This window comes from Amycolatopsis sp. NPDC054798 (genome assembly GCF_053611505.1).
This window is the reverse complement of sequence record NZ_JBSHAM010000082.1, coordinates 1-22,847: the sequence shown is the minus strand read 5'-3', so window position 1 is coordinate 22,847 and position 22,847 is coordinate 1. Positions and strand designations below refer to the sequence as shown.

Here is a 22,847-nt window from a genome sequence, read left to right as displayed (position 1 = left end):
CCCGATGCCGCCTGATCTGCACGGCCGGGTCGCCCTCGTCGCGGGGGCGACCCGCGGTGCCGGGCGGGGGATCGCCGCCGCGCTCGGCGAGGCCGGGGCGACCGTGATCTGCACCGGACGCAGCAGCTCTGGCCCGGAACGCCGACGCTCGGATTACGACCGGCCGGAAACGGTTGAAGAGACCGCTTCGCTGGTATCTCAGCTTGGCGGGGTTGGGATCCCGTTCGTCGCCGATCACCTGGACCACGACGACGTCCGCCGGCTGGCGTCGTTCGTCCAGTCCGAATACGGCCGGCTTCACTTGCTGGTGAACGACATCTGGGGCGCCGAGCGGCTCAAGGGCGGTCCGGCGGACTGGAACACGCCGGTGTGGGAGCACGATCTCGACGCGGGGTTGCGGATCCTCCGGCTGGGGGTCGAGACGCATCTGGTCACGTCGCATTTCCTGCTGCCGCTGGTGATTCGCGAGCCTGGCGGGCTGGTCGTCGAGGTCACGGACGGGACTTCGGCGCACAACGCTTCGCTTTACCGGATTTCGGTGTTTTACGACCTGGCCAAGGCTTCGGTGAACCGGCTCGCTTTCTCACAGGGGCATGAGCTTGCGGGGTATGGGGCGGCCGCGGTGGCGGTGACGCCGGGCTGGCTGCGGTCGGAGATGATGCTCGACGCTTACGGGGTGACCGAGGAGAACTGGCGTTCGGCGTTGGAGGCTGGGGCTCCGCCGGGGTTCGCGGAGTCGGAGTCGCCGCGGTATGTGGGGCGCGGGGTGGCGGCGATGGCGGCGGATCCGTTGCGGGCGCGGTGGAATCAGCGGTCGGTGAGTTCGGCGGAGCTGGCGCGGGAGTACGGGGTGACCGATGTGGACGGTCGGCAGCCGGACAGCTGGTGAAGTCAGGCGTATCGCTGCCAGTCGAGTTCGCCGGTCTCCAGGTCTGCGCACACTTCGCGCAGCCACGTCAGTTCCGCGGTGACGACAGCGGTGCGGTGTTCGTGCTCCAGCAGATGCAGTCGCGGAACATAGGCCTCTCGCGAGGCGCGAAGCACGGCTTCCGTGTTGCTGAGACGTTCCTGCAACGCCTCGATCCGCTGCCGTAACTGGACAAGCGCGTCTTCCGGGGCAAGCAGGTGCAGGAACGACACCGCTGCCGGAAATAGCGGGAATTCGGCGGCGGGGGACGCGATCCCGGAGCGGACCGCGGTCAGCAACGATTCCCGCCCGGCCGGGGTGATCTCGTAAACCGTGCGCTCGGGCCGCCCTTCCGTGCGCTCGACAGCGTGCACGCGGACGAGGCCGTCGCGCACGAGCCGCTCCAGCGCGGTGTGCAAACCCGACCGGGTGCGGACATTCACGACCAGGTCGACGCCGCGTTCCTTGATCAGCTGCTGCATCCCGTACGCGTGCCGTGGTTCCTCGGCGAGAAGTGCGAGGACCGCGAGAACGACCGGGGACAGGTTCCCTCGAGGTGGCATAGTCTGTATCGTACTAGTCTGTAACAGACTATCAGGGAGGAGGGTCTGATGGAGGGCCGAAGCCTGGGTACGGCGCTGGTCGAAGTCGTAGTCTCCGTCGGGGGCTATTACCTGCTGCGTGCGTGCGGGGCGGGTGTCTTCTGGTCGTTGACCGGACCGGCGCTGGCGGTCGCGGCGCTCGCGGTCGCCACGACAGTCCGCCGTCGCCGGCTCGACCTGGTCGGGCTGGTTGTTCTGCTTGAGCTGGCTACGACGCTGACCGTCACCCTGATCACGCAGAACCCGCGGGTAGCCGCGCTGCGCGAGGCGGCTTACGTCCTGGTCGCCGGGGTTTGGTGCCTCGTCACCCTGGTCCGGCGCGCTCCGTTGACGCACGTTTTCGCCGCGTCAGCCGCGAGTTTCGGCGATCCGGCTCGGGAACGGGCTTTCGCGTACGCGTGGAGTTCGGTACCGCGGTACCGGCGATGGCAGTGTGCGTTGACCGCGTTGACGGGCGTGATTTTGCTGGCTGCGGCAGCGCTGCGGGCGCTGATCCTGCTGAGCGCTTCGGAACCGGGGCTCGCGCACGCGGTGGACGTGTCGAACACGGTGACGCTGTACATGCTCGCGGCGCTTGGCTTGGCGAGCGGAGTGCTGATCCAGGTGCCGCGGAAGATCATCGAACGTCTCACGTCGTCGGCGGAGGCAGGCAATCACGAACCCGCGAGCTGAGGCGGCCGCCGCGTACCGCGGTGTGTGGGGCGGATCTGTTGCGGGGGCGGTGGAATCAGTGGTCGGTGAGTTCGGGGGAGCTGGCGCGGGCCGCCGGACAACTGGTGAAGGGCCGGGCTAGCGGTATTCCTCGTGGGGGATCCAGCCGCGTGGTTCACCGGCGTAGGTGGACGGGACGCGGAAGATCGGCTCCTCGTAATCGAGGTCCATGCGGAGGACGTTGTCGCCGCCGGTGTGGGTGAGGACTTCCCAGACGACCTCGACCATTCCGCCGGGGTGCTCGTTCCACTCGAACGTGCTGCGGCTCCAGAAGACCACCGGCCACTGGTTCGGGTCCTCGGGGCCGGTCCGCCAGAAGAACACGCCGCCGCCGGTGTCGTTGGCCCGGGGGAGGAGGCCGCCGGGTTCGGGAAACAGCCGGTAGTCCGTGCCCTCCCGGAATTCTTCCCACGGAGCGGCGAAGGACTCGAGCACGGAATCGATGGTGTCGCGGACGAAAGCATCCAGGTCGATGCGAGCGTCTAGGGGATTGCGGAAGTTGACGGCGCCCCGGAAGCAGCCTGACGGGAAGCGGGACATCAGGGCCTGGTAGTCGTCGGGGAACGTGATGCCGACTTTTCGCTCGACGTCCGTCCAGGTCCGGCCTTGGCGGATTCCGCCGGTCCAGCCGGAGGCCCGGGCGATCTCGCCGATCGGCCGGTGCGCGGTCATCGGTATTCCTCGTGGGGGATCCAGCCGCGTGGTTCACCGGCGTAGGTGGAGGGGACGCGGAAGACTGGTTCTTCGTGATCGAGGTCGCGGCGGAGGAGGTTGTCGTGGCCGGGGCGGGTGAGGACTTCCCGGATCATCTCGACGACGCCGCCGTCGTATTCGAACCATTCGCGGAAGTCTCTGCTGTAGTAGGCGATCAGCCACTGGTTCGGGTCGGCGGGCTCGGTCAGCCAGCAGAAGATGCCGCCCTGCAGATCGTTGCCCCAGGGCAGGAGTCCGGCGGGCTCGGGGAATGGTGCGTAGCCGGTGTCGCGCAAGTATCCCAAACTCTCGTCACTGAGGGTGGAGATGACTCTCCCTACGCTGTCTCGGGCGAATGCCTCCAGGTCGATGCGGGCGTCGATGGGGTTTTCGAAAGCGACAGAGTTGCGGAAGAAGCCTGACGGGAAGCGGGAAAGCATCGCCTTGTAGTCGTCGGGCAGGGCAGTGCCGAGTTTTCGTTCGACCTCGGCCCAGTCCCGGCCTTGGCGGATTCCGCCGGTCCAGCCGGAGGCCCGGGCGAGTTCGTCGATCGAGTGTCTTCGCGGACGGTTCACGACGCGGCCTGCCGGTACTCGGGGTGCGGAAGCCATCGCCCGTTGCCCAGATGGGTGGACGGAACCCGAAAGATGCGCGGGAGGTCTTCGCACGGCCAGCCGAAGATGTCGTCGCCGCCCCAGGGCAGGAGCCCGCCTTCGCCGGGGAAGGGCCGGTAGCCCGTGCCCGTCAGGTATTCCAGCCCTTCATCGGGCAGAATTTCCAGGATTCCGAAGACATCCTCCCGGAGGAACCTCGGATAGTTCGTGCGCGCGTCGACCGGATTGGCCATGACGATCGCGTCGCAGAAAGCACCGGACGGGAACAGGGAGAACAATTCCTTGCAGTCGTCCGGAAGCATCGTGCCGATGTCCTGCTCGACGGTGCTCCAGTCCCGGCCCGGCTGGATGCCCCCGGCCCACCCGGTGACGGCGACGATCTCCTCGATCGATTGGCTCACCCGCGCGATCCTAGCGGAATTCGATCAACGGCAGGATTGCGCTGAACGGAGCAATCAAGACCCCTCAAGCTGAGGCAACCGCCGCACCGCCGCCGCGTACTCCGCCGCGATCCGCGAGACGATCTCCGCTGCCGGAAGGACTTCCGTGATCAGCCCAGCCGACTGACCAGCCTCCACCTTCCCCATCGCGACATCGCCATGCAGAGCGGCGTCCTTCAACGACGAAGCCTGAAAAACCTTGCGCCGCAAAGACTCCTCGGCCCCGGAAGTCTCCAGTTCGGACATCCGAGCAGTGAAATCGTTCGCCAGTGCACGAATCACGCCCAAACCTCGACCAACCGTTCGAGTGTCGTCGACACCAGCGGCAATCACCGCCTCCTGATAAGACCGATGCACAGTCGCCTCGGAACTCGCCAGGAACCGGGTCCCGAACTGGGCCGCGCCCGCGCCCAACGCCAGCATCGCGGCCAGCCCGGCACCGTCGGCAACCCCGCCGGAAGCAATAACTGGGACCGAAGGCACCGCGGAAACCACAGCACGCACCAAAACCTGAGTGGTGACCATCCCCGGCGGTGGATGTCCGCCAGCCTCGGCGCCGACTACCACCAGCCCGTCGACGCCAGCGGCGGAAGCCTTCAAAGCATGCGAGACCCCGGCGACAACGTGCAGGCACCGGGTTCCGACAGCGTGGAACCGCTCCAGGTACCGTCGCGGGCCGCCCTGGGAGGCGATCAGCACCGGAGGGCGGCGAGAGAGCAGGAGGTCGATGACCTCATCGGCACCAGCCCGGTAGAGGGGCAGGTTCACGGCCCACGGACGGTCGGTCCCGGCGGCCATTTCGTCCAGCACCCGCGCCAGATCGGGCAGGCGCATCGGACCGGCGGCGACGACGCCCAGACCGCCGGCGTTCGACACGGCCAACGGCAACGCCGAAGACGACGAAGCCCACGACATTCCGGCCTGAATGACGGGCAGATCCAAGTCCAGCAAATCGGTGACAGAGGTGCGCAAGCGGTTCATGAGTTCTCCAGCAACGCCCGGGCATAGCGGGCCAGTTGGTTCTTCTGCACCTTGGCACTGGCGGTCATGCCGATCGCTTCGAAACCGTCCACAATGCGCAGATGCCGCGGGACTTTGAACCCGGCCAACCGTTCTTTCGCCCACAAGAGCAGGTCGTCTTCCGAAACGCCGGGCGAAGTCAGTACGACGAAAGCGAAAGGCACTTCGATCAGCCGCTCGTCGGGAACCCCGACGACCGCGGCCTGGCGCACGGCGGGATGCCGGTGCAGCACGTCTTCGACGTCCGCGGGGGCGACGTTCTCCCCGCCGACCCGGATGATTTCCTTGGTGCGACCGGTGAAATGGAACCGGCCGGAGTCGTCGAGCAGGCCGACGTCCCCCGTGGACAGCCAGCCGTCGGCGTCGATGGTTTCCGCGGTGCGCACGGGATCGTCCAGATAGCCTTGCATGACGTTCCAGCCGCGGACCAGCACTGAGCCGGGTTCGCCGGGGGAGCAGTCGCGGGTGTCGTCCAGTGCGCGGATGCGGATTTCCACGCCGGGTTCGGGGGCCATGGCTCCCGAAGCTCGGATGTCTTCCGGTTCCCACCAGGCGGATTGGGCGACATTCGGGGAAGCTTCGGAAAGTCCGTATCCGGCAACGCATTCACGCGCGCCGAGTTCGTCGATGACGCGGCGGACGACGGTGGGGGAGGCGGCGACCCACGCCCCGCGCAAGGAAAGGCGGCGGTGCGGGCGGTCGGGGTGGTTGAGCAGAAGCAGGGCGATGGTGTCGTTGCCGGAGAAGTGCGTGCACCGTTCGGTTTCCAGCAGCCGCAACGCTTCTGCTGGTTCGAATTTCGGCATCGTCACCAGGGTGGTGGCGTGCTGCAGGGAGGACAGGACCGACAGGGTGCTTCCGGCGACGTGGAAGAACGGGCGTGCCGAGTGGAACCGGTCGCCGGGGCGCAAACCCAGGCGGGCGCCGGAGAAGAAGGCGTCGGCGCACATGCTGCGGTGGGTCAGGAGGACGCCTTTGGGCCGCGAGGTCGTGCCGGAGGTGTATTGCACGAGAAGGAGATCGTCTGGCGTGGCAACGGGTTCAGCGGGCGAGCCGGCGGCCAGGAAATCGGTCCAGCTGTCCTGGCCCAGGACGATGATTCGTTCCAGCAGCGGAAGGGAAGCACAGCCGGGTTCGATGCCCGCGTCGGCGAAAAGCCGGGGGAAGTCGACGTTCAGGACGCGTTCGGCGGCGAACAGGGTGCTGACGCCGGCGTGGGCGAGCGTGTAGTGCACCTCGTCGGCGGTGAAGCGGGTGTTCACCGGGACGACCAGCGCGCCCAGCGAACCCAAAGCCAGGAACAGCGTGACCCATTCCGGAGTATTGCCCAGGCAGAGCCCGACACGGGAGCCCCGTCCGATCCCCGCGGCGGCGAGAGCACCGCGCACCCGGGCGACTTCGAGCGCGAGTTCCCGGTAGGTGATCCGGGCGTCGGCGGTGACGACGGCTTCGACGTCGGGAGCCAGGAGCGCGGCGCGGGCGAGGGCGTCCTGGACGGTGAGGGGGCAGGCGGTGCGCAGGTCGGTCATCGGGTCTCTCCAGTGAACCGGGCGACGCCGTCGCGCCAGCTGCCGTCGGCGAGGTTCTGTTCGATGGCGGACATTTCGATCCGGATGCCGCGGTCCAAGTCGGTTTCCGAACCCAGGTCCACGGCGCGTTTGGTCAGCGCGATCGCACCGGGCGGGGCGGCGGCGATGGCGGTCGCCACCTCGGTTCCGGCGGCGGCCAGGTCGGGGACGACGCGGTTGACCAAGCCGAGCGAGGCGGCTTCCTCCGCGGCCAAGGGCGTGTTGGTGAACAACAGTTCCTTCGCCCGGCGTTTCCCGATGGCCCGCTGGAGCCGTTGGGTAGCGCCGACGGTGCCCCAATGCGGTTCAGGGAAACGGAAAACGGTGCCCGAGGCGGCAAGAGCGAAATCGGCGGCGAGGGTGATTTCCCCGCCGGAGCCGACGACGGTGCCGTGCACCAGCGCGACGACAGGACACCGGCAGGCCTCGATCGCCGCATAGGCCGCGAAGGACGCCACGCGGCGGCGGCGGACCCAAGCGGCGTCCTTGCCGGTCCGTTCCTTCAGATCGGCACCGGCGCAGAAGACCGGACCGGCACCGCTGAGCAGCACCACCCGGGCGTCTGAGATATCAACGGAGTCGAAGGCTTCCTTCAGTGCGTGGCACATCGCGAGATCCACGGCGTTGCGCGCCGAGGGCCGGGCCAGTTCGACGCGGGCGATTCCGTCGGTGACGTCCAGCGTCACGCGTTCGTTCATCAGATCACTCCCGCGGCCCGCAGGCCCTCGATCTCGCTGTCCGACAGACCCGCCAGGTCGCGCAGCACGTCGTCAGTGTCCGCGCCGAGCACCGGCGGCGTGCCCGGCACCGGAGCGTCTCCGGCAGTCTCGCGCAGCGGCGTGCGCAGCGCTGGGAACGCGCCTTCGACGGGGTGCGTGAACTCGCCGACGACGCCCCTCGCGACGGCGTGCGGATCGGCCAGCGCCTCGCGGACCGAACGTACGGCGCCAGCGGGCACGTCGGCGGCCTGCAGTTCCTTGACCAGCTGATCCCGGTCGTGCTGGGCGATCGCGCCGCGCAGCGCCTTCATGACGCGCGCCCGGTGCTCGACGCGTCCTGCGTTGCGTTGCAGCGAAGGATCATCGCCCAAAGCGGACAACCCGAGCACCGTGCACAGCGGCCCCCAGTGCTGGTCGCTGCCGCTGATGTGGAGCCATTCGCCGTCCCCGGCCTGGAACGCCGCGGATGGCACCCGGCCCGGGTGTTCGGTCCCGGTGCGGGCGGGATCCTCGCCGAGCGCGAACAGCCGGGCGGCGTTCAGGGCGTGCAGACTGAGCTGGACGTCCATCATCGCCACGTCCAGATGCCGCCCGCGCCCGTCGGAGGAGCGCCCGGCGAGCCCGGTCAGCACGGCGATCACCACCCACAGCCCGGACGTCAGATCCGCCACCGGCACCCCGGTTTTCGCGGGCGGACCAGCGGGATCGCCGGTCATCGCCATCACTCCGGACAGCGCCTGGAACACCGTGTCGTAGCCCTTGCGGTGCGCGTCCGGTCCGGTTTGGCCGAAACCGGTCGCGGACACCAGCACGAGGCCGGGGTTCTCCGCGGACAGTTCGGCGTAGCCGAGGCCGAGCCGGTCGAGCGTGCCGGGAAGGAAGTTCTCCACGACGACGTCGGCGCGCGCCGCCAGTTTCCGGACGACATCCCGGCCGCGCGGGTCCTTCAAGTCCACAGTGACCGATCGCTTGCCACGGTTGAAGGCGAAGAAGTACGCGCTTTCGCCGTGCGGGAGCCGGGGTTCGAAGCCGCGGGTTTCGTCGCCGGTGCCAGGGCGTTCGACCTTGATCACGGTCGCGCCGAGTTCGGCGAGGATCTGGGTGGCCAGCGGCGCGGCGAGGACCCGGGACAGGTCCAGCACGGTGACCCCGGCGAGCGGCCCGGTCATGCGCGGAACCCGCGCATCAGCGCGTTGACGTCCTGGCCGGCGCGCATCGCGGCGTCCGTCGGCAGGTCCGCGACGCGGTAGAAGAGGTCTTTCGCGGCGGCGAGCGCTCGCGGCTCGACCTCGGCCCAGCGCTGCGCGATCGCGAGCGCGGCGGGCACGATCTCGGAAGGTTCGACCACCTGGTTCACCAGCCCGTACGCCGAGGCTTCCGCGGCGGTGAGCAGCCGGCTGGTGCTGACCAGCTCGAACGCCAGTTTGCGGCCCAGGTGCCGGACCAGCCCGGTCATCACCAGCGCGGGGACGATCGAGTGCTTCAGCTCGGGGTAGCCGAATTTCAGGTCCGACCCGGCGATCACCAGATCCGCCCCGATCGCCAGCCCGGCACCGCCGCCGACGGCCGCCCCGCGCACCGCGCTGACGACCGGAACCGGCAGCTGCTGCATGCGGGTCTGGAGCCGGGCAGTGAGCGCGGCGCGTTCGAGAACGGCCTCCGGCTGGTCCGGGGTGAGCGCCGAGAACTCGTTCAAATCGGCCCCGGCGCAGAACCCGCGTCCCGCTCCGGTCAGCACGACGGCGCGGACGCCGGGGTCCCGGCCAGCCTCTTCCAAAGCGGTGTCGAGGGCACGGGTGAGCGCGGTGTCGAGGGCGTTGAGTTTGTCCGGCCGGTTCAGCGTGAGGACGCGGACGGCGTCGTGATTTTCGGTCAGCAGCACAGATTTCTCCCCAAAAGAAAAGTCAGGCGGACGCGAAGCCGGCGCGGGCGACCATGCTGTGCAGCGGCCGGCCGAGCGCTTCTTCGCAGGCCGCGGACGCCGCGGCGAGCTGGTCGAGGTCGAGGCCGGTGTCGACGCCCATCGCGGCGAACAGGCTGGCCAGGTCCTCTGTGCACACGTTGCCGGTGAGCCCGGCGCCGTAGCCGATTTTCGCCGGATGCCCGCCGACGCCGCCCATCGCGGAATCGAAGTGCCGGCAGCCGGCTTCGAGCGCGGCGACGGCGTTCGCGATCCCGGTTCCGCGCGTGTTGTGCAGGTGCGCGACCAGCGGCAGGCCCGGGTTTTCGCGCGACAGCCGGGTGTACAGCGCGCGCACCGAGCCCGGCGTCGCGACCCCGGTGGTGTCGCCCAAAGTCACCAGGCTCGCGCCGAGTCCGGCGAAACGCGCGACGTCCTCGGCGACCCGGCCCGGGTCGACCTTGCCCTCGAACGGGCAGCCGAACGCCACCGACACCACGCCGACCAGGCGAAACCGTCCGCCGGCGAGTTCGACCATCTCGGCCACGCGCTCCCATTGCCCGGCGCGTGTGGTGCGCAGGTTCCGTTCGGTGTGCGCTTCGGTGGCCGACACCAGCAGGCTCAGTTCCTCGGCGCCGTGCCCGGCTTCGAGGTCGGCGAGAGCGCGTTCGACGGCACGCGGGTTCGGGCAGGTCGCCTTGAACGCGACGCCCGGGCGCCGGTCGACCCCGGCGAGCACCTCGGACGCGTCGGAGAACCCGGGCACCCGCACCGGATGGCTGTAGCTGGTCGCCTCGATCCGGCGGAAACCGGTGCGCGCGAAGGAGTTCAGCAGCGCGATTTTCGTCGCGGTCGGCACGGGCTCCGGCTCGTGCTGCAGCCCGTCGCGGGCGAAGCATTCGCAGATCGTGACGGCGTCGGACATCCTGGGCCCACCTCCTCGTCGGTGGTTCCAGGAGTACGCGAGGGTGTTGATAAAGTCAACACTACTCGGCGGCCGGGTGAGCCCGCTCACTCTCCTCGACGGCCAGCGCGTGCTCGGCCAGCTTGTCCAGCGCGCGGTCGAGCACCCGGGCCTCTTCGCCGGTGAGGGTGGCGAGGAAGTCCGCGTCGCGCTCGTTGGCGGCGGTGATCAGGCCGCGGTACACCCGGGTGCCCTCGGCGGTCAGCGCCAGCTGCGAGGTGCGCCCCGACCCGGCCGTGCGGTTCACCAGCCCGCGCTCGGTCAGCCGGCTGACCACCCGGCTCATCTGCGCTTTGTCGAGTCCGGCGCGGCGGGCGAGCCGGTTGAGCGTGAGCGTCGGGTCGGCCGCGATCAGCGCGATCGCGCGCCATTCGCCGAGGCTCACCCCGAAGTCGCGCCGGTAGCGCACCGCGGCGCTGCGCGACATCGCCGACGACGTGCGCGAGAGCCGGTAGGACAGCAGTCCGGAGATGGGGACCAGTTCGTGTCCGTCTGCGCGTTCGGCCATGGCCGGACATCGTAGCCGTTACCTGTCCGGTGTTGACAAACTCAACACTTGATGCGGAGACTGCCTCTCGCCCGATCCGGACGAAGGAGTCTCAGCCGTGGCCGAACCATCAGCTGTCACCGGCGCTCCGGCAACTGCCGCTGTCGACCGCAAAGCGACCTATCGCACGATCGCCCGGCGCGTCATGCCGCTGCTGGTGCTGTGTTACGTCGTGAGCTACATCGACCGCACCAACATCGGGATCGCGCAGCAGGGCCTCAAACGGGATCTCGGTTTCGGGCCCGCGGTGTACGGGCTCGGCGTCACGCTGTTCTTCGTCGGCTTCATCCTGTTCGAAGTCCCGAGCAACGCGCTGCTCGCCCGCATCGGCGCGCGCAAGACGCTCGCCCGGATCATGGCCACCTGGGGCGTGATGACCGTGGTGACCATGTTCGTGCACAACGAAATCATGTTCTACGCCGCGCGTTTCCTGCTCGGCGTCGCCGAGGCCGGGTTCTTCCCCGGCGCGCTGTACCTGTTGTCGCTGTGGTTCCCGTCGTCGCGGCGGACGCGGATGACAGCGGTGTTCTTCATCGGCATCCCGGTGTCCGGCGCGCTCGGCTCGGTGATGTCGGGCTGGATCATGCACTCGCTCGGCGGTGTCGGCGGGCTCGCGGACTGGCAGTGGCTGTTCCTGATCGAGGGGATCCCGCCGATCCTGTTGGCCGGGCTGGTGCTGCTGTTCGTCACTGACGGCCCGGAGCAGGCGAAGTGGCTCACTCCGGAGCAGAAAGCGGCCGTGCGCGCCGATCTCGAAGCGGACCGGCGCGACAAGGGACCGGCGACTGAGAAGCACAGTGGACTGCTGCTCGCCCTGCGCGACCCGAAGGTCTGGATTCTCGGGCTGTGCGCGTGCGGCGCGTACACCCTGGCGAACGCAGTTTCGTACTGGACGCCGCGGATCATCGCCAACGCCGGCGTCGGCAACGTGCTGAACCTCGGCTTCTTCTCGGCGATCCCGCCGCTGCTCGGCATCGTGGTGATGCTGCTCGTCGGCCGGCATTCCGACCGCACGCTGGAGCGGCGCTGGCACGCGGGCACGAGCTGGATCGTGGCGGCGTTCGCGATGCTGGCGATCTCGGTGTCCGGCGACAGCGTCGTGGTGGTCATCCTGTTGCTCGCGGTGATGGCGGCCGCGCACTACTCCGGGCTGACGGTGTTCTACTCGATCCCGTCGATCTACCTGACCGACCGGGCCGCGGCCACCGGGATCGCGGTGGTGACGTCGATGGGGTCGTTCGCGGCCGCGGCTTCGCCGTCGTTGCTCGGGTTCATCGAATCCTCGACCGGGAGCCTGTCGCTGGGGCTGCAGATCAGCGCGGGCATCGTCCTGTTCGCCGTGGTGGTGCTCCTGGTCGGAGTCCGGCCCGGCGATCTTCGCGAACGGCGGCGCTGACCCTCCACAATGTGACGTTCGCGGCCGCGCGCCGCCGCGACCTCGGCGGAAGCCGCTCTCTCATCGCTCTCACAGGAACCCCGGAGTAGACCGGGTGCGCCGGAGGGAGGAGCGGTGGGCGATGGAACGCGCGAACGGGCACTGGGCCGAGCGGATCGGCGTGGTCGCACTGGTCGCCGTCCTGCTGGGCGGGGCCGCCTACGGGTGGGCCGAGCTGCGCGCGCTGCTGTCCGGGGTGACGACGTCCACCGCGCTCGACGGCCGGGCCCGGCCGGGCGGGGAGACGAACATCCTCCTCATGGGACTCGATTCGCGGCTCGACGAGCGGGGCGAACCGCTGCCCGCCGGGCTGTACGAGCAGCTGCACGCGGGAGACCAGTACGACGGCGGCTACCACGCCGACGTCCTGATGCTGCTGCACGTCCCGGCCGACGGGGGACATCCGACGGTCATCTCGATCCCGCGCGACGACTACACCGACCTCGCCGGCTGTCCGGACGGGGTGTGCCGGGGCAGGATCAAGGAGGCTTACGGGTACGCGTTCGCCGCCGAGTCCCACCGTCTCGCGGCGCAAGGCGTCACCGGGAAGGCGGCTCGCGAGCAGAAATCCCGCGACGCCGGCCGCGCGGCAGAGGTCGCGACGGTGCGCCAGTTTCTCGGAGGGGTCGCGGTGGACCATTTCGTCGAAGTCACCCTGGTCGGGTTCTTCCAGCTCGCCCAGGTCGTGGAGCCGATCACGGTGTGCCTGGCCGGAAGCACGCGCGACAGCTCGTCGGGAGCGGATTTCCCGGGCGGGCAGCAGCGGATTTCCGCGGCGCAGGCGCTCGCTTTCGTGCGGCAGCGGCGCGACGGGCAGCACGAGTTCACCGACCTGGACCGGGAACGCCGCCAGCAGGCGTTTCTCGTCTCGCTGGCACATCAGCTGAAAGAGGACCAGGTGTTCGGCGACCTGGGTAAACTCGGCCAGCTGGTTTCGGTCGCGAAACAGAACATCGCCGTCGATTCCGGGCTCGACCTCAACGCGCTGGCGCATCAGGCGGAATCGTTCGCGGGCGGGGATCTGACGTTGGCGTCGCTTCCGGTCGAACGGTTCGAAAAAGACACCCGGGGCGAAGACGTCGCCATTGTCGATCCGGAGAAAATCCGCGCCGCCGCGGCCCGGCTGCTCGGCCGGACGGTCCCGCCGCCGCCTGCCGCGACAGCCGGGCCCGCCGTGGACGTGGTGAACGCGAGCGGCCGCGAGGGCGCGGCCGCTCGGGTGCTGAAGACGCTTCCGTCGCGCGGTTACCGTGCCGGACGTTCGTCCAGCGCGCGGCACACGCATCACACCGTGGTCCGTTACGGGCGCGGGGATTCCGCGTCGGCGGCGAAGCTCGTCGCCGCGCTCGGCGGCGGATACGCCGTGGGTTACGACGGCGCGCTCGCCGCGGGGGAGCTCAAACTGGTGCTCGGCGCCGACTTCCGGGAAAAGGCCGATCCGGTTCCGGTCGCCCCGGTTTCGCCCGCCGACGAATTGTCCGGAGGCGGGGTGCCCTGCGTGCGGTGAACGGGAGAAGCACAACGATCCTGTGAACCCGTTGAGAACGAATTCCGAAATTAACTCTCCCGAGTGACGCCGGCGGCCATTTGTCCGGTAGCGTCCGGGCTCGGGTGAGCGGTCCCACAGTCGCGGCCCGCGGATTGCCCGATATCTGTTCTTGTTCCGATTCCAGCGCCTGGGAATGGCGCTGCTTCTTCAATCCGGTCTCACGCCGCTCATTGTTGAGTGGAAGCAGGCCGGTTTCGTGACTCCTTGTTCTCCTGGAAAGAGGTTTTCCTGTGACGCTGGACGCGGATCGGGCGCGCACAGCCGCGCCCGCGAGGTTCGCCGAAGAGGCGACGGCGGTTTACCGCGCGGGTCCCGCACCCGCCGCGCGCACCCTTTACGACATTTTCCTCGAAACGGTGCGCCGGCACCCGGACGCACTCGCTTTGGACGACGGCGCCGAGCGGGCGACGTACCGCGATTTCGCCGCACAGGCCGAAGAACTCGCCGGGCGGCTCCGTGCCGCCGGGGTCGTGCCGGGCGACCGGGTCGGCATCCGGATGGCTTCCGGCACCGCGGCGCTGTACCGCAGCATTCTCGCGGTTCTTGCCACCGGCGCGGCTTATGTCCCCGTCGACGCCGACGATCCGGCCGACCGTGCCGAGACAGTGTGGACGGAAGCCCAGGTGAGCCTGGTGCTCGGCGACGCGGGACTGCCGGAGTCGCGCGGACCGCAGTGGCCGCGGGTCCGTCCGCAACCGCAGGACGACGCCTGGATCATCTTCACGTCCGGGTCCACCGGCAAACCGAAGGGCGTCGCGGTCACCCATCGCGCGGCGGCGGCCTTTGTGGACGCTGAGGCCCGGTTGTTCTGCCCGGTGCGGCCGCTGGGGCCGGGCGATCGCGTGCTGGCCGGGCTGAGTGTCGCGTTTGACGCTTCGTGCGAGGAAATGTGGTTGGCGTGGCGGCACGGCGCCTGCCTCGTCCCGGCTCCGCGTTCGCTGGTCCGTGCCGGCGCCGACCTCGGGCCGTGGCTGGTCGAACGCGGCGTCACGGTCGTGTCGACGGTGCCGACGCTCGCCGGACTGTGGCCAGTGGACACTCTGGCCAGCGTCCGGCTGCTCATCCTCGGCGGCGAAGCGTGCCCGCCGGAGGTGGTGACGCGCTTCGACGACGGCAAACGGGAAATCTGGAACACTTACGGCCCAACGGAAACCACCGTCGTCGCGTGTGCGCAGCGGTTGCGCGCGGGCGAACCGGTGCGGATCGGGCTGCCGCTCGACGGCTGGGAACTCGCGGTCGTGGACCCGGAGGACCCGGCGGGAATCCCGGTGCCGTGGGGCCGCACCGGCGAACTGGTGATCGGCGGCGCCGGGCTCGCCCGGTACCTCGACGCGGCCAAGGACGCGCAGAAGTTCGTGCCGCTGCCGGGGCCCGGCTGGAGCCGGGCGTACCGCAGCGGCGACCTGGTGCGCGCGGTGCCGGAGGGGCTGGAGTTCGTCGGCCGCGCGGACGGCCAGGTCAAGATCGGCGGACGGCGCGTCGAGCTGGGCGAGATCGACGCCGCGCTGCGGGCGCTGCCGGGTGTCGCCGCGGCCGCGACAGTGGTGCGGCGTACGGACAGCGGTGCGCAGGTGCTGGTCGGCTACGTGGTGCCGGAAGGCGAGGGCCTCGATCGAGTGGCCGCGCGGAGCCGCCTGCGGGACCAGCTTCCGGCAGCGTTGGTGCCAAGGCTGGCGTTGGTGCCGGAGCTGCCGGTGCGCGCGTCGGGCAAACTCGACCGTGACGCGTTGCCCTGGCCGCTGGAGGAACCGGCCGCCGCGCCGGTAGTGCCCTCCGATCCGAAGCTGGCGTGGCTGGTGCAGGTGTGGAGCGAACACCTCGGGACCGCGGTCGGGCCGGACGACGACTTCTTCGATCTCGGCGGATCGAGCGTGACCGCCGCGAGGCTTGTTTCCGTGCTGCGCGAGCGGTATCCGACCGCGGCGGTGTCCGATGTGTACTCCTGCCCGACGCCGCGGGAGCTGTACGAACGCCTCGCCGGAGCGCCGGTCGAAACTGTCGTGGCGCAAGAGCCGCAGGTCGCCGCGGTGCGCGGCAGCGGATGGTGGCAGGCCGGGGTGCAGCTGGTTTTGCTTGCCCTGTCCGGAATGCGGTGGCTGCTTTCGATTTCGCTGCTCGGTGCGCTGGTTTCTCTGGTGCTGCCGGTGCAGTGGCTGCCGCGGATGTCGTGGTGGATCCTCGTGCCCGCGTGGCTGGTGCTGCTGAGCCCGCCGGGCCGGATGCTGCTCGCCGCGGGCGGGGTGCGGGTACTGCGCGGAAAGCTGGTGCCAGGGGAGTACCGCCGAGGCGGCCTCGTCCACTTGCGACTGTGGACGGCCGAACGGTTCGCCGCCGTGATCGGCCCGCCCGGAGTGGCCGGCACGCCGCTCGCCGCGCCGTACGCCCGGCTGCTCGGCAATCGCGTCGGCCGGGACGTCGATCTGCATTCTCCGCCGCCGGCAAGCGGTCTCGCGGACTTCGGCGACGGATGCGCGATCGAGCCCGAAGCGGACCTGGCCGGTTGGTGGCTGGACGGTCCGGTGCTGCGGATCGGCCGCGTCCAGGTCGGCGCCGGTGCTCGCGTCGGCGGACGCAGCACGCTGCTGCCGGACACGGATCTCGGCGCCGGATCGGTGCTCTTGCCTGGCTCGACGCTCGACACCCGGGTGCCGGACGGCGCGGTCTGGGGCGGTTCCCCGGCCGGACCGTCCGGGGAACGTCCGGCGCGGCCGACCGGAACGGCACCGCGCGCCAAGCGGTACTCGCTGGCCTTCGCCCTCGGCGGGACTCTGCGGTCGGTGTTCATGTTCGTGTCCGCGCTCCCGCTGATCGTGGTCTCGCTCCTGCTGATCCCGGCGGCGGACGACGCCCGCGGCGCCGCACTGGCGATCCTGCCGTGGACGCCACTGCTCGTTTTCGCCGGAATCGTGGTGTACGCCTTGACGATCGTCGTGCTCGTGCGGCTGGCGAGCCTGGCCGTGCGGCCGGGGACCTATCCGGTGCTCAGCCGGGCAGGCTGGGCGGCCTGGTTCGTGCACGAGCTGCTGGAAATCGCGCGACGGCAGCTGTTCCCGCTCTACGCGGCGCTCGCGACTCCGGTGTGGATGCGCTTGCTGGGCGCGCGAATCGGCCGAGGCGTCGAACTGTCCACTGTGCTCAGTCTGCCTTCGTTGCTTCGGGTGCGAGACGGCGCGTTTCTCGCCGACGACGTCCTCGCCGCACCTTACGAACTCGACCGCGGCTGGGTCCGGCTGGGCGTCTCGGAGGTCGGGGAGCGTGCGTTCGTCGGCAACTCCGCCGTCGTCGGCCCGGACCGGACGCTCGGCTCAGGCTCGCTCGTCGGCGTCCTGTCCGACACCCCGGCGGACGTCCCGGACGGCACGTCCTGGCTCGGGCGTCCCGCGCTGGAGCTGCGGCGGACTGCCGACACCGTCGACCCCGCCCGCACTTTCGCGCCGCCGCGCCGGTTGAAAGCGGCGCGCGCTCTGGTCGAGTTCTGCCGGATCGCCCCGCTGCTCATCGCGGGCCTGCTCGGACTAGCCGTGACCGCGGTGCTGGCCGGAGTGGACCTCGCGGACGGCTTCTGGGTCGCCGCCGCGCTCGCGCCCGCGGTGTTCGTTTCGGCCGGTCTCGTCGCCGCGCTGCTGACGACGCTGGCGAAATGGACCCTGGTCGGCCGTTTCCGGCCCGGCCGGCATCCACTGTGGAGCGCTTTCGTGTGGCGGAACGAGCTGTACGACACCTTCGTCGAGACGCTCGCGGTCCCGTGGTTCGCCGGATCGTTCCTCGGCACGCCGGTGCTGAACTGGTGGCTGCGGACTCTCGGCGCCCGCATCGGCCGCGGCGTCTGGTGCGAGAGCTACTGGCTGCCGGAAACGGATCTCGTCCACCTCGGCGACGGCGCCGTGGTGAACCGCGGCTGCGTGCTGCAGACGCACCTGTTCCACGACCGCGTCATGCGGCTGGACCCGGTCCGCCTCGGCCCCGGCGCGACGCTGGGCCCGCGCGCGTTCCAGCTGCCCGGCAGCGGGGTTTCGGCCGGGGCGACGGTCGGTTCGGGTTCGCTGGTGATGGCGGGGGAGACGCTGCCCGAGCGCACCCGGTGGCGCGGCACGCCGGTCCGTCCCTGGCAGTGAAGGCTGGCTCGTGAGTGTTTGTGCCGGTTCTAACCGGGATGAACACTCACGAGGCGGGAACCTCCGGCTGTTCGGGTCGAGAGGCGATAGTGCGCCCCAATGTGGCATTGGGTGCATGTGACGCACCGAATGCCACATTGGGTGCGTCAGACGCACCCAATGTGGCATTGGGGTGCTTGAGCCCGCACGTAGGTAGCCGGAACGCGGTGCGCCCTAACCGGCGTAAACACGCACGAGCCCCCTACGCAAGCCCGACCTGCGCCGCCCCTCTCTCCAGGGCCCGCTCGATCTCCTCGCCGGAAAGCCCCGCCGCAGCAAGCACTTCCCGCGTATCCGCCCCCGGCGGCCGAGGCGATTCGGCTGCGCAGCCCGGCGTACGCCCCAACTTCACCGGCACCCCGACCCCGCGATACCCGTCCCGCTCGACCACCATTTCCCGGTGCCGCACCTGCGGAGCGTTCATCGCCTCCGCGATGTCGTGCACCGGAGAAGCCGGAACTCCCTTCGCCAGCAACATCTGTGCCAAAGATTCCCGGTTGTGCTGTCCGATCAGGACACTCAGCTCAGCCCGCAACGCACCCACATTACGGACCCGTTCGGCGTTGGAAGCGAACCGCGGATCAGCCGCCAGCCCAGGCGCACCGAGCACCTCGGCCAGCGCCGCGAACTGCCGGTCGTTCCCCGCGCCGACGAAGAAAAGCCCGTCCGCTGTCGAGAAAGTCTCGTACGGCGCGATCGACGGATGCGCCGAACCGGTCCGCCGCGGCACCGCGCCGTCGGCGAGCCAGGCCGCGGAATGCGGGTGCAGCAAGCTGATCACGGTGTCCAGCAGCGAACAGTCGACCAGTTGCCCGAGCCCGGACCGCGCCCGTTCGTGCAGCGCCAGCAGGATTCCGGAGAACCCGAGCACCCCGGTCACCACGTCGACCACCGGCACGCCGATCCGCAACGGCGGCCCGTCGGCTTCGCCGTTGACGCTCATCAGCCCGCCGTACGCTTGCAGCACCGCGTCGTAACCCGGCAGTCCGCCGAGCGGCCCGTCGGTGCCGAAACCCGTGATCCGGCAATGGATCAGCGCCGGATGCTCCGACCGGATCGTCTCGTCCGGCCAGCCCCAGCGGGCGAGCGTGCCCGCTTTGAAGTTCTCCACCACCACGTCCGCGCCGGCGAGCAGCGTGCCGAGCAGTTCGCGACCGTCCGGACCGGACAGATCGAGCACGATGTTCTTCTTGCCGCGGTTGAGGTTCGCGTAGTACGCGCTGGTTCCTTCGGAAAGGAACGGCGGCCCCCAGCCCCGGGTTTCGTCGCCCGCGGGCGATTCGACCTTGATCACCTCGGCGCCGTGGTCGGCCAGCATCTGCGTGCAGTACGGCCCGGCCAGCACCCGCGAAAGGTCCAGCACCCGCAGCCCGTCGAGCGCGCCCATCAGTACGACCTCGGCAGCCCGAGCACGTGCTGGGACACGTAGTTCAGCACCATTTCCTGGCTGATCGGCGCGAGCCGCAGCAGCCGCGCCTCCCGGAAGTAGCGCTCCACGTGGTACTCCCGGGCGTACCCCATCCCGCCGTGGGTCTGGATCGCCTGGTCGGCGGCCTGGAACCCGGCGTCCGCGCACAGCCATTTCGCCATGTTCGCCTCCTTGCCGGCCGGCAGGCCGTTGTCGTAGCGCCAGGCGGCGTTGCGCGCCATCAGCTCCGCCGCGTCGAGCCGGGTCGCGGCCTCGGCCAGCGGGAACGCCAGGCCCTGGTTCTGCCCGATCGGACGGCCGAACACCTGCCGCTCCCCGGCGTACCGGACCGCGCGCCGCAGTGCGGCCCTGCCGATGCCGAGCGCCTCGTGGGCGAGCAGGATGCGTTCCGGGTTGAGGCCGTCGAGCAGGTACCGGAAGCCCTTGCCCTCCTCGCCGACGCGCGCCGATTCGGGCACCCGCAGGCCGTCGATCAGCACCTCGTAGGACGACACCGCGTTGCGGCCGAGCTTGGGGATCGCGCGCAGCTGCACCGCGTCGGACTCGATGTCGACGACGAACAGGGACATGCCGTCGGTCGGCTTCTCCACCTCGTCGCGCGGCGTGGTGCGGGCGATCAGCACCATTTTCTGCGACTGGCCCGCCTTGGTGATCCAGACCTTCCGGCCGTGCACGACGTAGGAATCGCCGTCGCGGCGGGCGAAGGTGGAGATGCGCGTGGTGTCGGTGCCCGCGTCCGGTTCGGTCACGCCGAAGCAGACGTGCAGCGAACCGTCGACCGCGCCGGGCAGGATCTCCCGGCGCATTTCCTCGCTGCCGTGCTTGACGATCGTGTTCAGCCCGAAGATCGTCAGGTGCATCGTGCTGCACCCGTTCATCCCGGCCCCGGACGCGGCCACTTCTTCCAGCAGCAGCGCGGCTTCGAGGATGCCGAGCCCGCCGCCGCCGTACTCCTCCGGGATCGCCATGCCGAGCCAGCCCGCGGAGGCGAACGCGTCGTAGAACTCGCGCGGGAACTCGGCTCGCTCGTCCCGTTCGGCCCAGTACTCGTCGGGGAACCGGGCGGCCAGCTCGCGCACGGCGCGCCGGATGTCCTCCTGGTCTTGGCTCAGCTGGAAGTCCACAGTGCTGCTCTCCATCGTGCGTATATGAGAACGCTAAGTTCGGATATACGTCCAACGTAAGGCGGCGCGCGGCTCCGGTCAAGCGCCGTGCGGGGCGGACGCCGCGATAGGGTTCGCATGTACGAACGCAGGGGAGACTGACATGGCGGAAGCGGCCGGGTCGACGGCCAAGGCGCACCGGACGGTCGGCCGCGTCACCAGCATTCTCGAATGCGTCGCGCGGCAGCCCGGGATGCGGCTGCACGAGCTGGCGGTCGCCCTCGACGCGCCGAAATCCTCGGTGTTCGGCCTGGTCAAGGGGTTGGTGTCGACCGGCTATCTGATCGAGGCCGACGGCACGTACCGGCTCGGCCCCGCGCTGGGGAACCTGCTCACCGGCGGCCTGCCCGGCATCGCGACCGCGGCCCGGCCCGCGCTGGAGGAGCTGCGCCGCCGGTTCGGCGAAACGGTGATGCTCGGCGCCGCGGTCGGGGATTCGCTGATCTACGTGGACGCCGTCGAGTCCGAGCAGCCGATCCGCTACTCGGCACCCCTGCGCACGCGACGGCCGCTGTACCCGCCGAGCGCGGGCAAGATCTTCCTCGCGTACTGGTCGGCACGCCGGCGCGAGACGTACCTGCAGTCGGTGCTCCCGGACGCCGAGCGCGTGCGGGCTGCCATGGACGAACTCGACACCGTCCGCGCCGAGGGCGTCGCGCTCAACCGCGGCGAAACGCTGCCCGACGTGAGCGCGGCGGCGCGGCCGATCCTGGTCGACGGAGAAGTCGTCGCGGCGATCGCGGTCGCGGGCCCGACCACGCGGATTTCCGGACGCCTTCCCGAGATCGGAGACGCGCTCGCCGGCATCACGGCGGCGGTCGTCAAGCGCTGGGAAGCCGCGCGCCAGGGCTGACCAACTCGTGAGTGCCTATGCCGGTTAGAACCGGCATAGGCACTCACGAGGCCCGGTCCAGCCCCTTGACCGGCACGCCCGCACCCTCTTAGCATCCGGATATACGCATCAAGCGTTCCCAAATACGCACGCAATGGCGCGCGCCGGCCGGCTTCCGCTCGCCTGTGCCCCAGTTCCGGAGAGCAGGACCATGCCCAGTGTTGTGGACGACAGCGTCGGAACGACCCGGAAAGCCCCGCGCGGTGTCGGGGTGGCGGTGATCGTCGGCTCCGCGCTCGAATGGTTCGACTTCTACCTCTACGCGTCGATGGCCGCACTGGTGTTCGGCCACGTGTTCTTCCCGCCCGGCAACGACGCGGCCGCGACGATGGCCTCGGTCGCGACGTTCGCCGTCGGCTTCCTGGCCCGGCCGGTCGGCGGCATCGTGTTCGGCGCGCTCGGCGACCGGATCGGCCGCAAGAAGGTGCTGTCCTGGACGTTCGTGCTGATGGGCGTTTCCTCGGCGGGAATCGGGCTGCTGCCCAGCTACGCGAGCGCCGGGCTTCTCTCGCCGGTGCTGCTCGTGGTGCTGCGGCTGCTGCAAGGACTCGGCGCCGGGGCGGAGTTCGGCGGCGCGATCGCGGTCGCCTACGAGCACGCTGATCCGCGCAACCGCGGGCGGCAGGGATCGTGGCCCGCGCTGGGGGTGAACGTCGGGCTGCTCGTCTCGTCGCTCGCCGTCGCCGGACTGACCACTTTGGACAAAGAGTTCCTGCACGGGTTCGGCTGGCGGATCCCGTTCCTGGCCAGCTTCCTGCTCGTCGGCGTCGGACTGTGGGTGCGCCGCCGGGTCCCGGAAACCCCGGAGTTCGAGAACCTGGTGCGGAGCAAGAAAAACCGGCCGCGCGGATGGGCGAACCGGCCGCTGGTGAAGCTGTTCCGCAGCGACTGGCGCGCGCTGGCCGTGGTCATGGTGATCACCATCGGCTACAACGGCGTCAGCTATGTGTTCAAGACGTTCTCGCTCGCCTATCTGACGAATTTCCGCAGTGTCCCGGCGAATATCGGCGCGCTGGGAATCAGCATCGCGAGCGCGATGGCCATCGTGACCGTGCCGATCGCCGGATGGCTCAGCGACCGGGTCGGCGCGAAGAAGGTCGTCGTCGCCGGTGCGGTGGCGACCGGACTGCTGGCGTTCCCGTTCTTCTGGCTGCTGGACACCGGCACCAGCTGGTTCATCTGGCTCGGCCTGGTGCTCGCGACCGGCGTCGTGGTCCCGGCGATGCTTTCGGCGCAGGGCGCTTTCCTGGCCAAGCAGTTCCCGGCCGAGGTCCGTTCGACCGGCCTCGGCACCGGGCGCGAGGTCGGGGGAGCGGTGTCCGGCGGACTCGCGCCGCTGGCCGCGCTGGCGATCGTGGAAGCGTCCGCGACGCACGCGACCTGGGGTGTTTCCTTGTTGTTCGTCGTCGGTGCGTTGTGCATCGGGCTCGGGGCGCTGGCCGACCAGAGCCGCGACGCGCTCAACTGAGCCAGTTCGACGCCCTCGTACGAGTGCGGTGCACGACCCCGGGCGTGCACCGCAATTCGGCGATCCAGTCAG

Annotated in this window: 20 protein-coding genes; 7 read left to right on the top strand and 13 right to left on the bottom strand. The window is 69.8% G+C overall.

The annotated features are described in order from the left end of the window. Window positions 1-4 precede the first annotated feature (4 nt). Window positions 5-889, top strand: a complete 885-nt coding sequence (locus ACWGIC_RS35165) for an SDR family oxidoreductase (protein ID WP_452080243.1) — start codon at window positions 5-7, stop codon at window positions 887-889. A gap of 2 nt (window positions 890-891) precedes the next feature. On the opposite strand, the gene ACWGIC_RS35160 is transcribed toward ACWGIC_RS35165, so the two are convergent. Next, window positions 892-1,470, bottom strand: coding sequence for a PadR family transcriptional regulator (locus tag ACWGIC_RS35160; RefSeq protein ID WP_452080242.1), 579 nt, complete (start codon window positions 1,468-1,470; stop codon window positions 892-894). Between the two features lie 48 nt (window positions 1,471-1,518). Between ACWGIC_RS35160 and ACWGIC_RS35155 the strand changes: the two genes are divergently transcribed. After that, window positions 1,519-2,181: a VC0807 family protein gene (locus ACWGIC_RS35155; protein ID WP_452080241.1), complete on the top strand. Its 663-nt coding sequence runs from the start codon at window positions 1,519-1,521 to the stop codon at window positions 2,179-2,181. 117 nt (window positions 2,182-2,298) lie between these two features. Here the strand turns inward: ACWGIC_RS35155 and ACWGIC_RS35150 are convergent, their stop codons facing one another. The 10 genes from ACWGIC_RS35150 to ACWGIC_RS35105 form a co-directional block, all read right to left on the bottom strand. Continuing rightward, window positions 2,299-2,892: an SMI1/KNR4 family protein gene (locus ACWGIC_RS35150; protein ID WP_452080240.1), complete on the bottom strand. Its 594-nt coding sequence runs from the start codon at window positions 2,890-2,892 to the stop codon at window positions 2,299-2,301. Continuing rightward, entirely contained in the window at window positions 2,889-3,524 is a 636-nt protein-coding gene (locus ACWGIC_RS35145) for an SMI1/KNR4 family protein (RefSeq protein ID WP_452080239.1), read from the bottom strand. Before ACWGIC_RS35145 ends, ACWGIC_RS35150 begins: the two co-directional genes overlap by 4 nt. After that, a complete protein-coding gene (locus tag ACWGIC_RS35140) occupies window positions 3,485-3,928 on the bottom strand; it encodes a hypothetical protein (RefSeq protein ID WP_452080238.1) in 444 nt (147 codons plus the stop codon). The genes ACWGIC_RS35145 and ACWGIC_RS35140 overlap by 40 nt, the downstream gene beginning before the upstream one ends. 54 nt (window positions 3,929-3,982) lie before the next feature. Continuing rightward, entirely contained in the window at window positions 3,983-4,948 is a 966-nt protein-coding gene (locus ACWGIC_RS35135; RefSeq protein WP_452080237.1) for an NAD(P)H-dependent flavin oxidoreductase, read from the bottom strand. Further along, on the bottom strand, window positions 4,945-6,516 hold the full coding sequence (locus ACWGIC_RS35130) for an AMP-binding protein (protein ID WP_452080236.1): 1,572 nt from the start codon (window positions 6,514-6,516) through the stop codon (window positions 4,945-4,947). The genes ACWGIC_RS35135 and ACWGIC_RS35130 overlap by 4 nt, the downstream gene beginning before the upstream one ends. Further along, window positions 6,513-7,253, bottom strand: coding sequence for an enoyl-CoA hydratase/isomerase family protein (locus tag ACWGIC_RS35125; RefSeq protein WP_452080235.1), 741 nt, complete (start codon window positions 7,251-7,253; stop codon window positions 6,513-6,515). Before ACWGIC_RS35125 ends, ACWGIC_RS35130 begins: the two co-directional genes overlap by 4 nt. Next, on the bottom strand, window positions 7,253-8,443 hold the full coding sequence (locus ACWGIC_RS35120; protein ID WP_452080234.1) for a CaiB/BaiF CoA transferase family protein: 1,191 nt from the start codon (window positions 8,441-8,443) through the stop codon (window positions 7,253-7,255). Before ACWGIC_RS35120 ends, ACWGIC_RS35125 begins: the two co-directional genes overlap by 1 nt. Next, the gene (locus tag ACWGIC_RS35115) at window positions 8,440-9,156 is read right to left on the bottom strand and encodes an enoyl-CoA hydratase/isomerase family protein (RefSeq protein ID WP_452080233.1); all 717 of its coding nucleotides are present in this window, start codon (window positions 9,154-9,156) and stop codon (window positions 8,440-8,442) included. Before ACWGIC_RS35115 ends, ACWGIC_RS35120 begins: the two co-directional genes overlap by 4 nt. A gap of 22 nt (window positions 9,157-9,178) precedes the next feature. Beyond that, a complete protein-coding gene (locus tag ACWGIC_RS35110) occupies window positions 9,179-10,099 on the bottom strand; it encodes a hydroxymethylglutaryl-CoA lyase (RefSeq protein WP_452080232.1) in 921 nt (306 codons plus the stop codon). A gap of 61 nt (window positions 10,100-10,160) precedes the next feature. After that, window positions 10,161-10,646, bottom strand: coding sequence for a MarR family winged helix-turn-helix transcriptional regulator (locus ACWGIC_RS35105; RefSeq protein WP_452080231.1), 486 nt, complete (start codon window positions 10,644-10,646; stop codon window positions 10,161-10,163). Between the two features lie 97 nt (window positions 10,647-10,743). On the opposite strand from ACWGIC_RS35105, the gene ACWGIC_RS35100 reads away from it, so the two are divergent. The 3 genes from ACWGIC_RS35100 (at window position 10,744) to ACWGIC_RS35090 (ending at window position 17,784) form a co-directional block, all read left to right on the top strand. Beyond that, entirely contained in the window at window positions 10,744-12,081 is a 1,338-nt protein-coding gene (locus tag ACWGIC_RS35100; RefSeq protein WP_452080230.1) for an MFS transporter, read from the top strand. A gap of 121 nt (window positions 12,082-12,202) precedes the next feature. Further along, window positions 12,203-13,627, top strand: coding sequence for an LCP family protein (locus ACWGIC_RS35095; protein ID WP_452080229.1), 1,425 nt, complete (start codon window positions 12,203-12,205; stop codon window positions 13,625-13,627). A 272-nt stretch (window positions 13,628-13,899) separates the two neighbouring features. Continuing rightward, on the top strand, window positions 13,900-17,784 hold the full coding sequence (locus ACWGIC_RS35090) for a Pls/PosA family non-ribosomal peptide synthetase (protein WP_452080228.1): 3,885 nt from the start codon (window positions 13,900-13,902) through the stop codon (window positions 17,782-17,784). A gap of 241 nt (window positions 17,785-18,025) precedes the next feature. Here ACWGIC_RS35090 and ACWGIC_RS35085 read toward each other — a convergent pair whose 3' ends face one another. Together ACWGIC_RS35085 and ACWGIC_RS35080 are read right to left on the bottom strand one after the other, a co-directional pair. Further along, window positions 18,026-19,210, bottom strand: a complete 1,185-nt coding sequence (locus ACWGIC_RS35085; RefSeq protein WP_452080227.1) for a CaiB/BaiF CoA transferase family protein — start codon at window positions 19,208-19,210, stop codon at window positions 18,026-18,028. After that, window positions 19,210-20,391, bottom strand: coding sequence for an acyl-CoA dehydrogenase family protein (locus ACWGIC_RS35080; RefSeq protein WP_452080226.1), 1,182 nt, complete (start codon window positions 20,389-20,391; stop codon window positions 19,210-19,212). The genes ACWGIC_RS35085 and ACWGIC_RS35080 overlap by 1 nt, the downstream gene beginning before the upstream one ends. A gap of 127 nt (window positions 20,392-20,518) precedes the next feature. On the opposite strand from ACWGIC_RS35080, the gene ACWGIC_RS35075 reads away from it, so the two are divergent. Beyond that, window positions 20,519-21,268 carry an IclR family transcriptional regulator gene (locus tag ACWGIC_RS35075; protein WP_452080225.1) on the top strand — a complete coding sequence of 250 codons (750 nt, stop codon included), beginning with the start codon at window positions 20,519-20,521 and terminating at the stop codon, window positions 21,266-21,268. A 190-nt stretch (window positions 21,269-21,458) separates the two neighbouring features. Next, window positions 21,459-22,775, top strand: coding sequence for an MFS transporter (locus ACWGIC_RS35070; protein WP_452080224.1), 1,317 nt, complete (start codon window positions 21,459-21,461; stop codon window positions 22,773-22,775). The last annotated feature ends 72 nt before the right edge of the window (window positions 22,776-22,847 follow it).

Coding starts and splice junctions, on each gene's coding strand:
- ACWGIC_RS35165 (WP_452080243.1), top strand. CDS start 5: ATGCCGCCTGATCTGCACGGCCGGGTCGCCCTCGTCGCGGGGGCGACC.
- ACWGIC_RS35160 (WP_452080242.1), bottom strand. CDS start 1,470: ATGCCACCTCGAGGGAACCTGTCCCCGGTCGTTCTCGCGGTCCTCGCA.
- ACWGIC_RS35155 (WP_452080241.1), top strand. CDS start 1,519: ATGGAGGGCCGAAGCCTGGGTACGGCGCTGGTCGAAGTCGTAGTCTCC.
- ACWGIC_RS35150 (WP_452080240.1), bottom strand. CDS start 2,892: ATGACCGCGCACCGGCCGATCGGCGAGATCGCCCGGGCCTCCGGCTGG.
- ACWGIC_RS35145 (WP_452080239.1), bottom strand. CDS start 3,524: ATGGCTTCCGCACCCCGAGTACCGGCAGGCCGCGTCGTGAACCGTCCG.
- ACWGIC_RS35135 (WP_452080237.1), bottom strand. CDS start 4,948: ATGAACCGCTTGCGCACCTCTGTCACCGATTTGCTGGACTTGGATCTG.
- ACWGIC_RS35130 (WP_452080236.1), bottom strand. CDS start 6,516: ATGACCGACCTGCGCACCGCCTGCCCCCTCACCGTCCAGGACGCCCTC.
- ACWGIC_RS35125 (WP_452080235.1), bottom strand. CDS start 7,253: ATGAACGAACGCGTGACGCTGGACGTCACCGACGGAATCGCCCGCGTC.
- ACWGIC_RS35120 (WP_452080234.1), bottom strand. CDS start 8,443: ATGACCGGGCCGCTCGCCGGGGTCACCGTGCTGGACCTGTCCCGGGTC.
- ACWGIC_RS35110 (WP_452080232.1), bottom strand. CDS start 10,099: ATGTCCGACGCCGTCACGATCTGCGAATGCTTCGCCCGCGACGGGCTG.
- ACWGIC_RS35105 (WP_452080231.1), bottom strand. CDS start 10,646: ATGGCCGAACGCGCAGACGGACACGAACTGGTCCCCATCTCCGGACTG.
- ACWGIC_RS35095 (WP_452080229.1), top strand. CDS start 12,203: ATGGAACGCGCGAACGGGCACTGGGCCGAGCGGATCGGCGTGGTCGCA.
- ACWGIC_RS35085 (WP_452080227.1), bottom strand. CDS start 19,210: ATGGGCGCGCTCGACGGGCTGCGGGTGCTGGACCTTTCGCGGGTGCTG.
- ACWGIC_RS35080 (WP_452080226.1), bottom strand. CDS start 20,391: ATGGAGAGCAGCACTGTGGACTTCCAGCTGAGCCAAGACCAGGAGGAC.
- ACWGIC_RS35075 (WP_452080225.1), top strand. CDS start 20,519: ATGGCGGAAGCGGCCGGGTCGACGGCCAAGGCGCACCGGACGGTCGGC.
- ACWGIC_RS35070 (WP_452080224.1), top strand. CDS start 21,459: ATGCCCAGTGTTGTGGACGACAGCGTCGGAACGACCCGGAAAGCCCCG.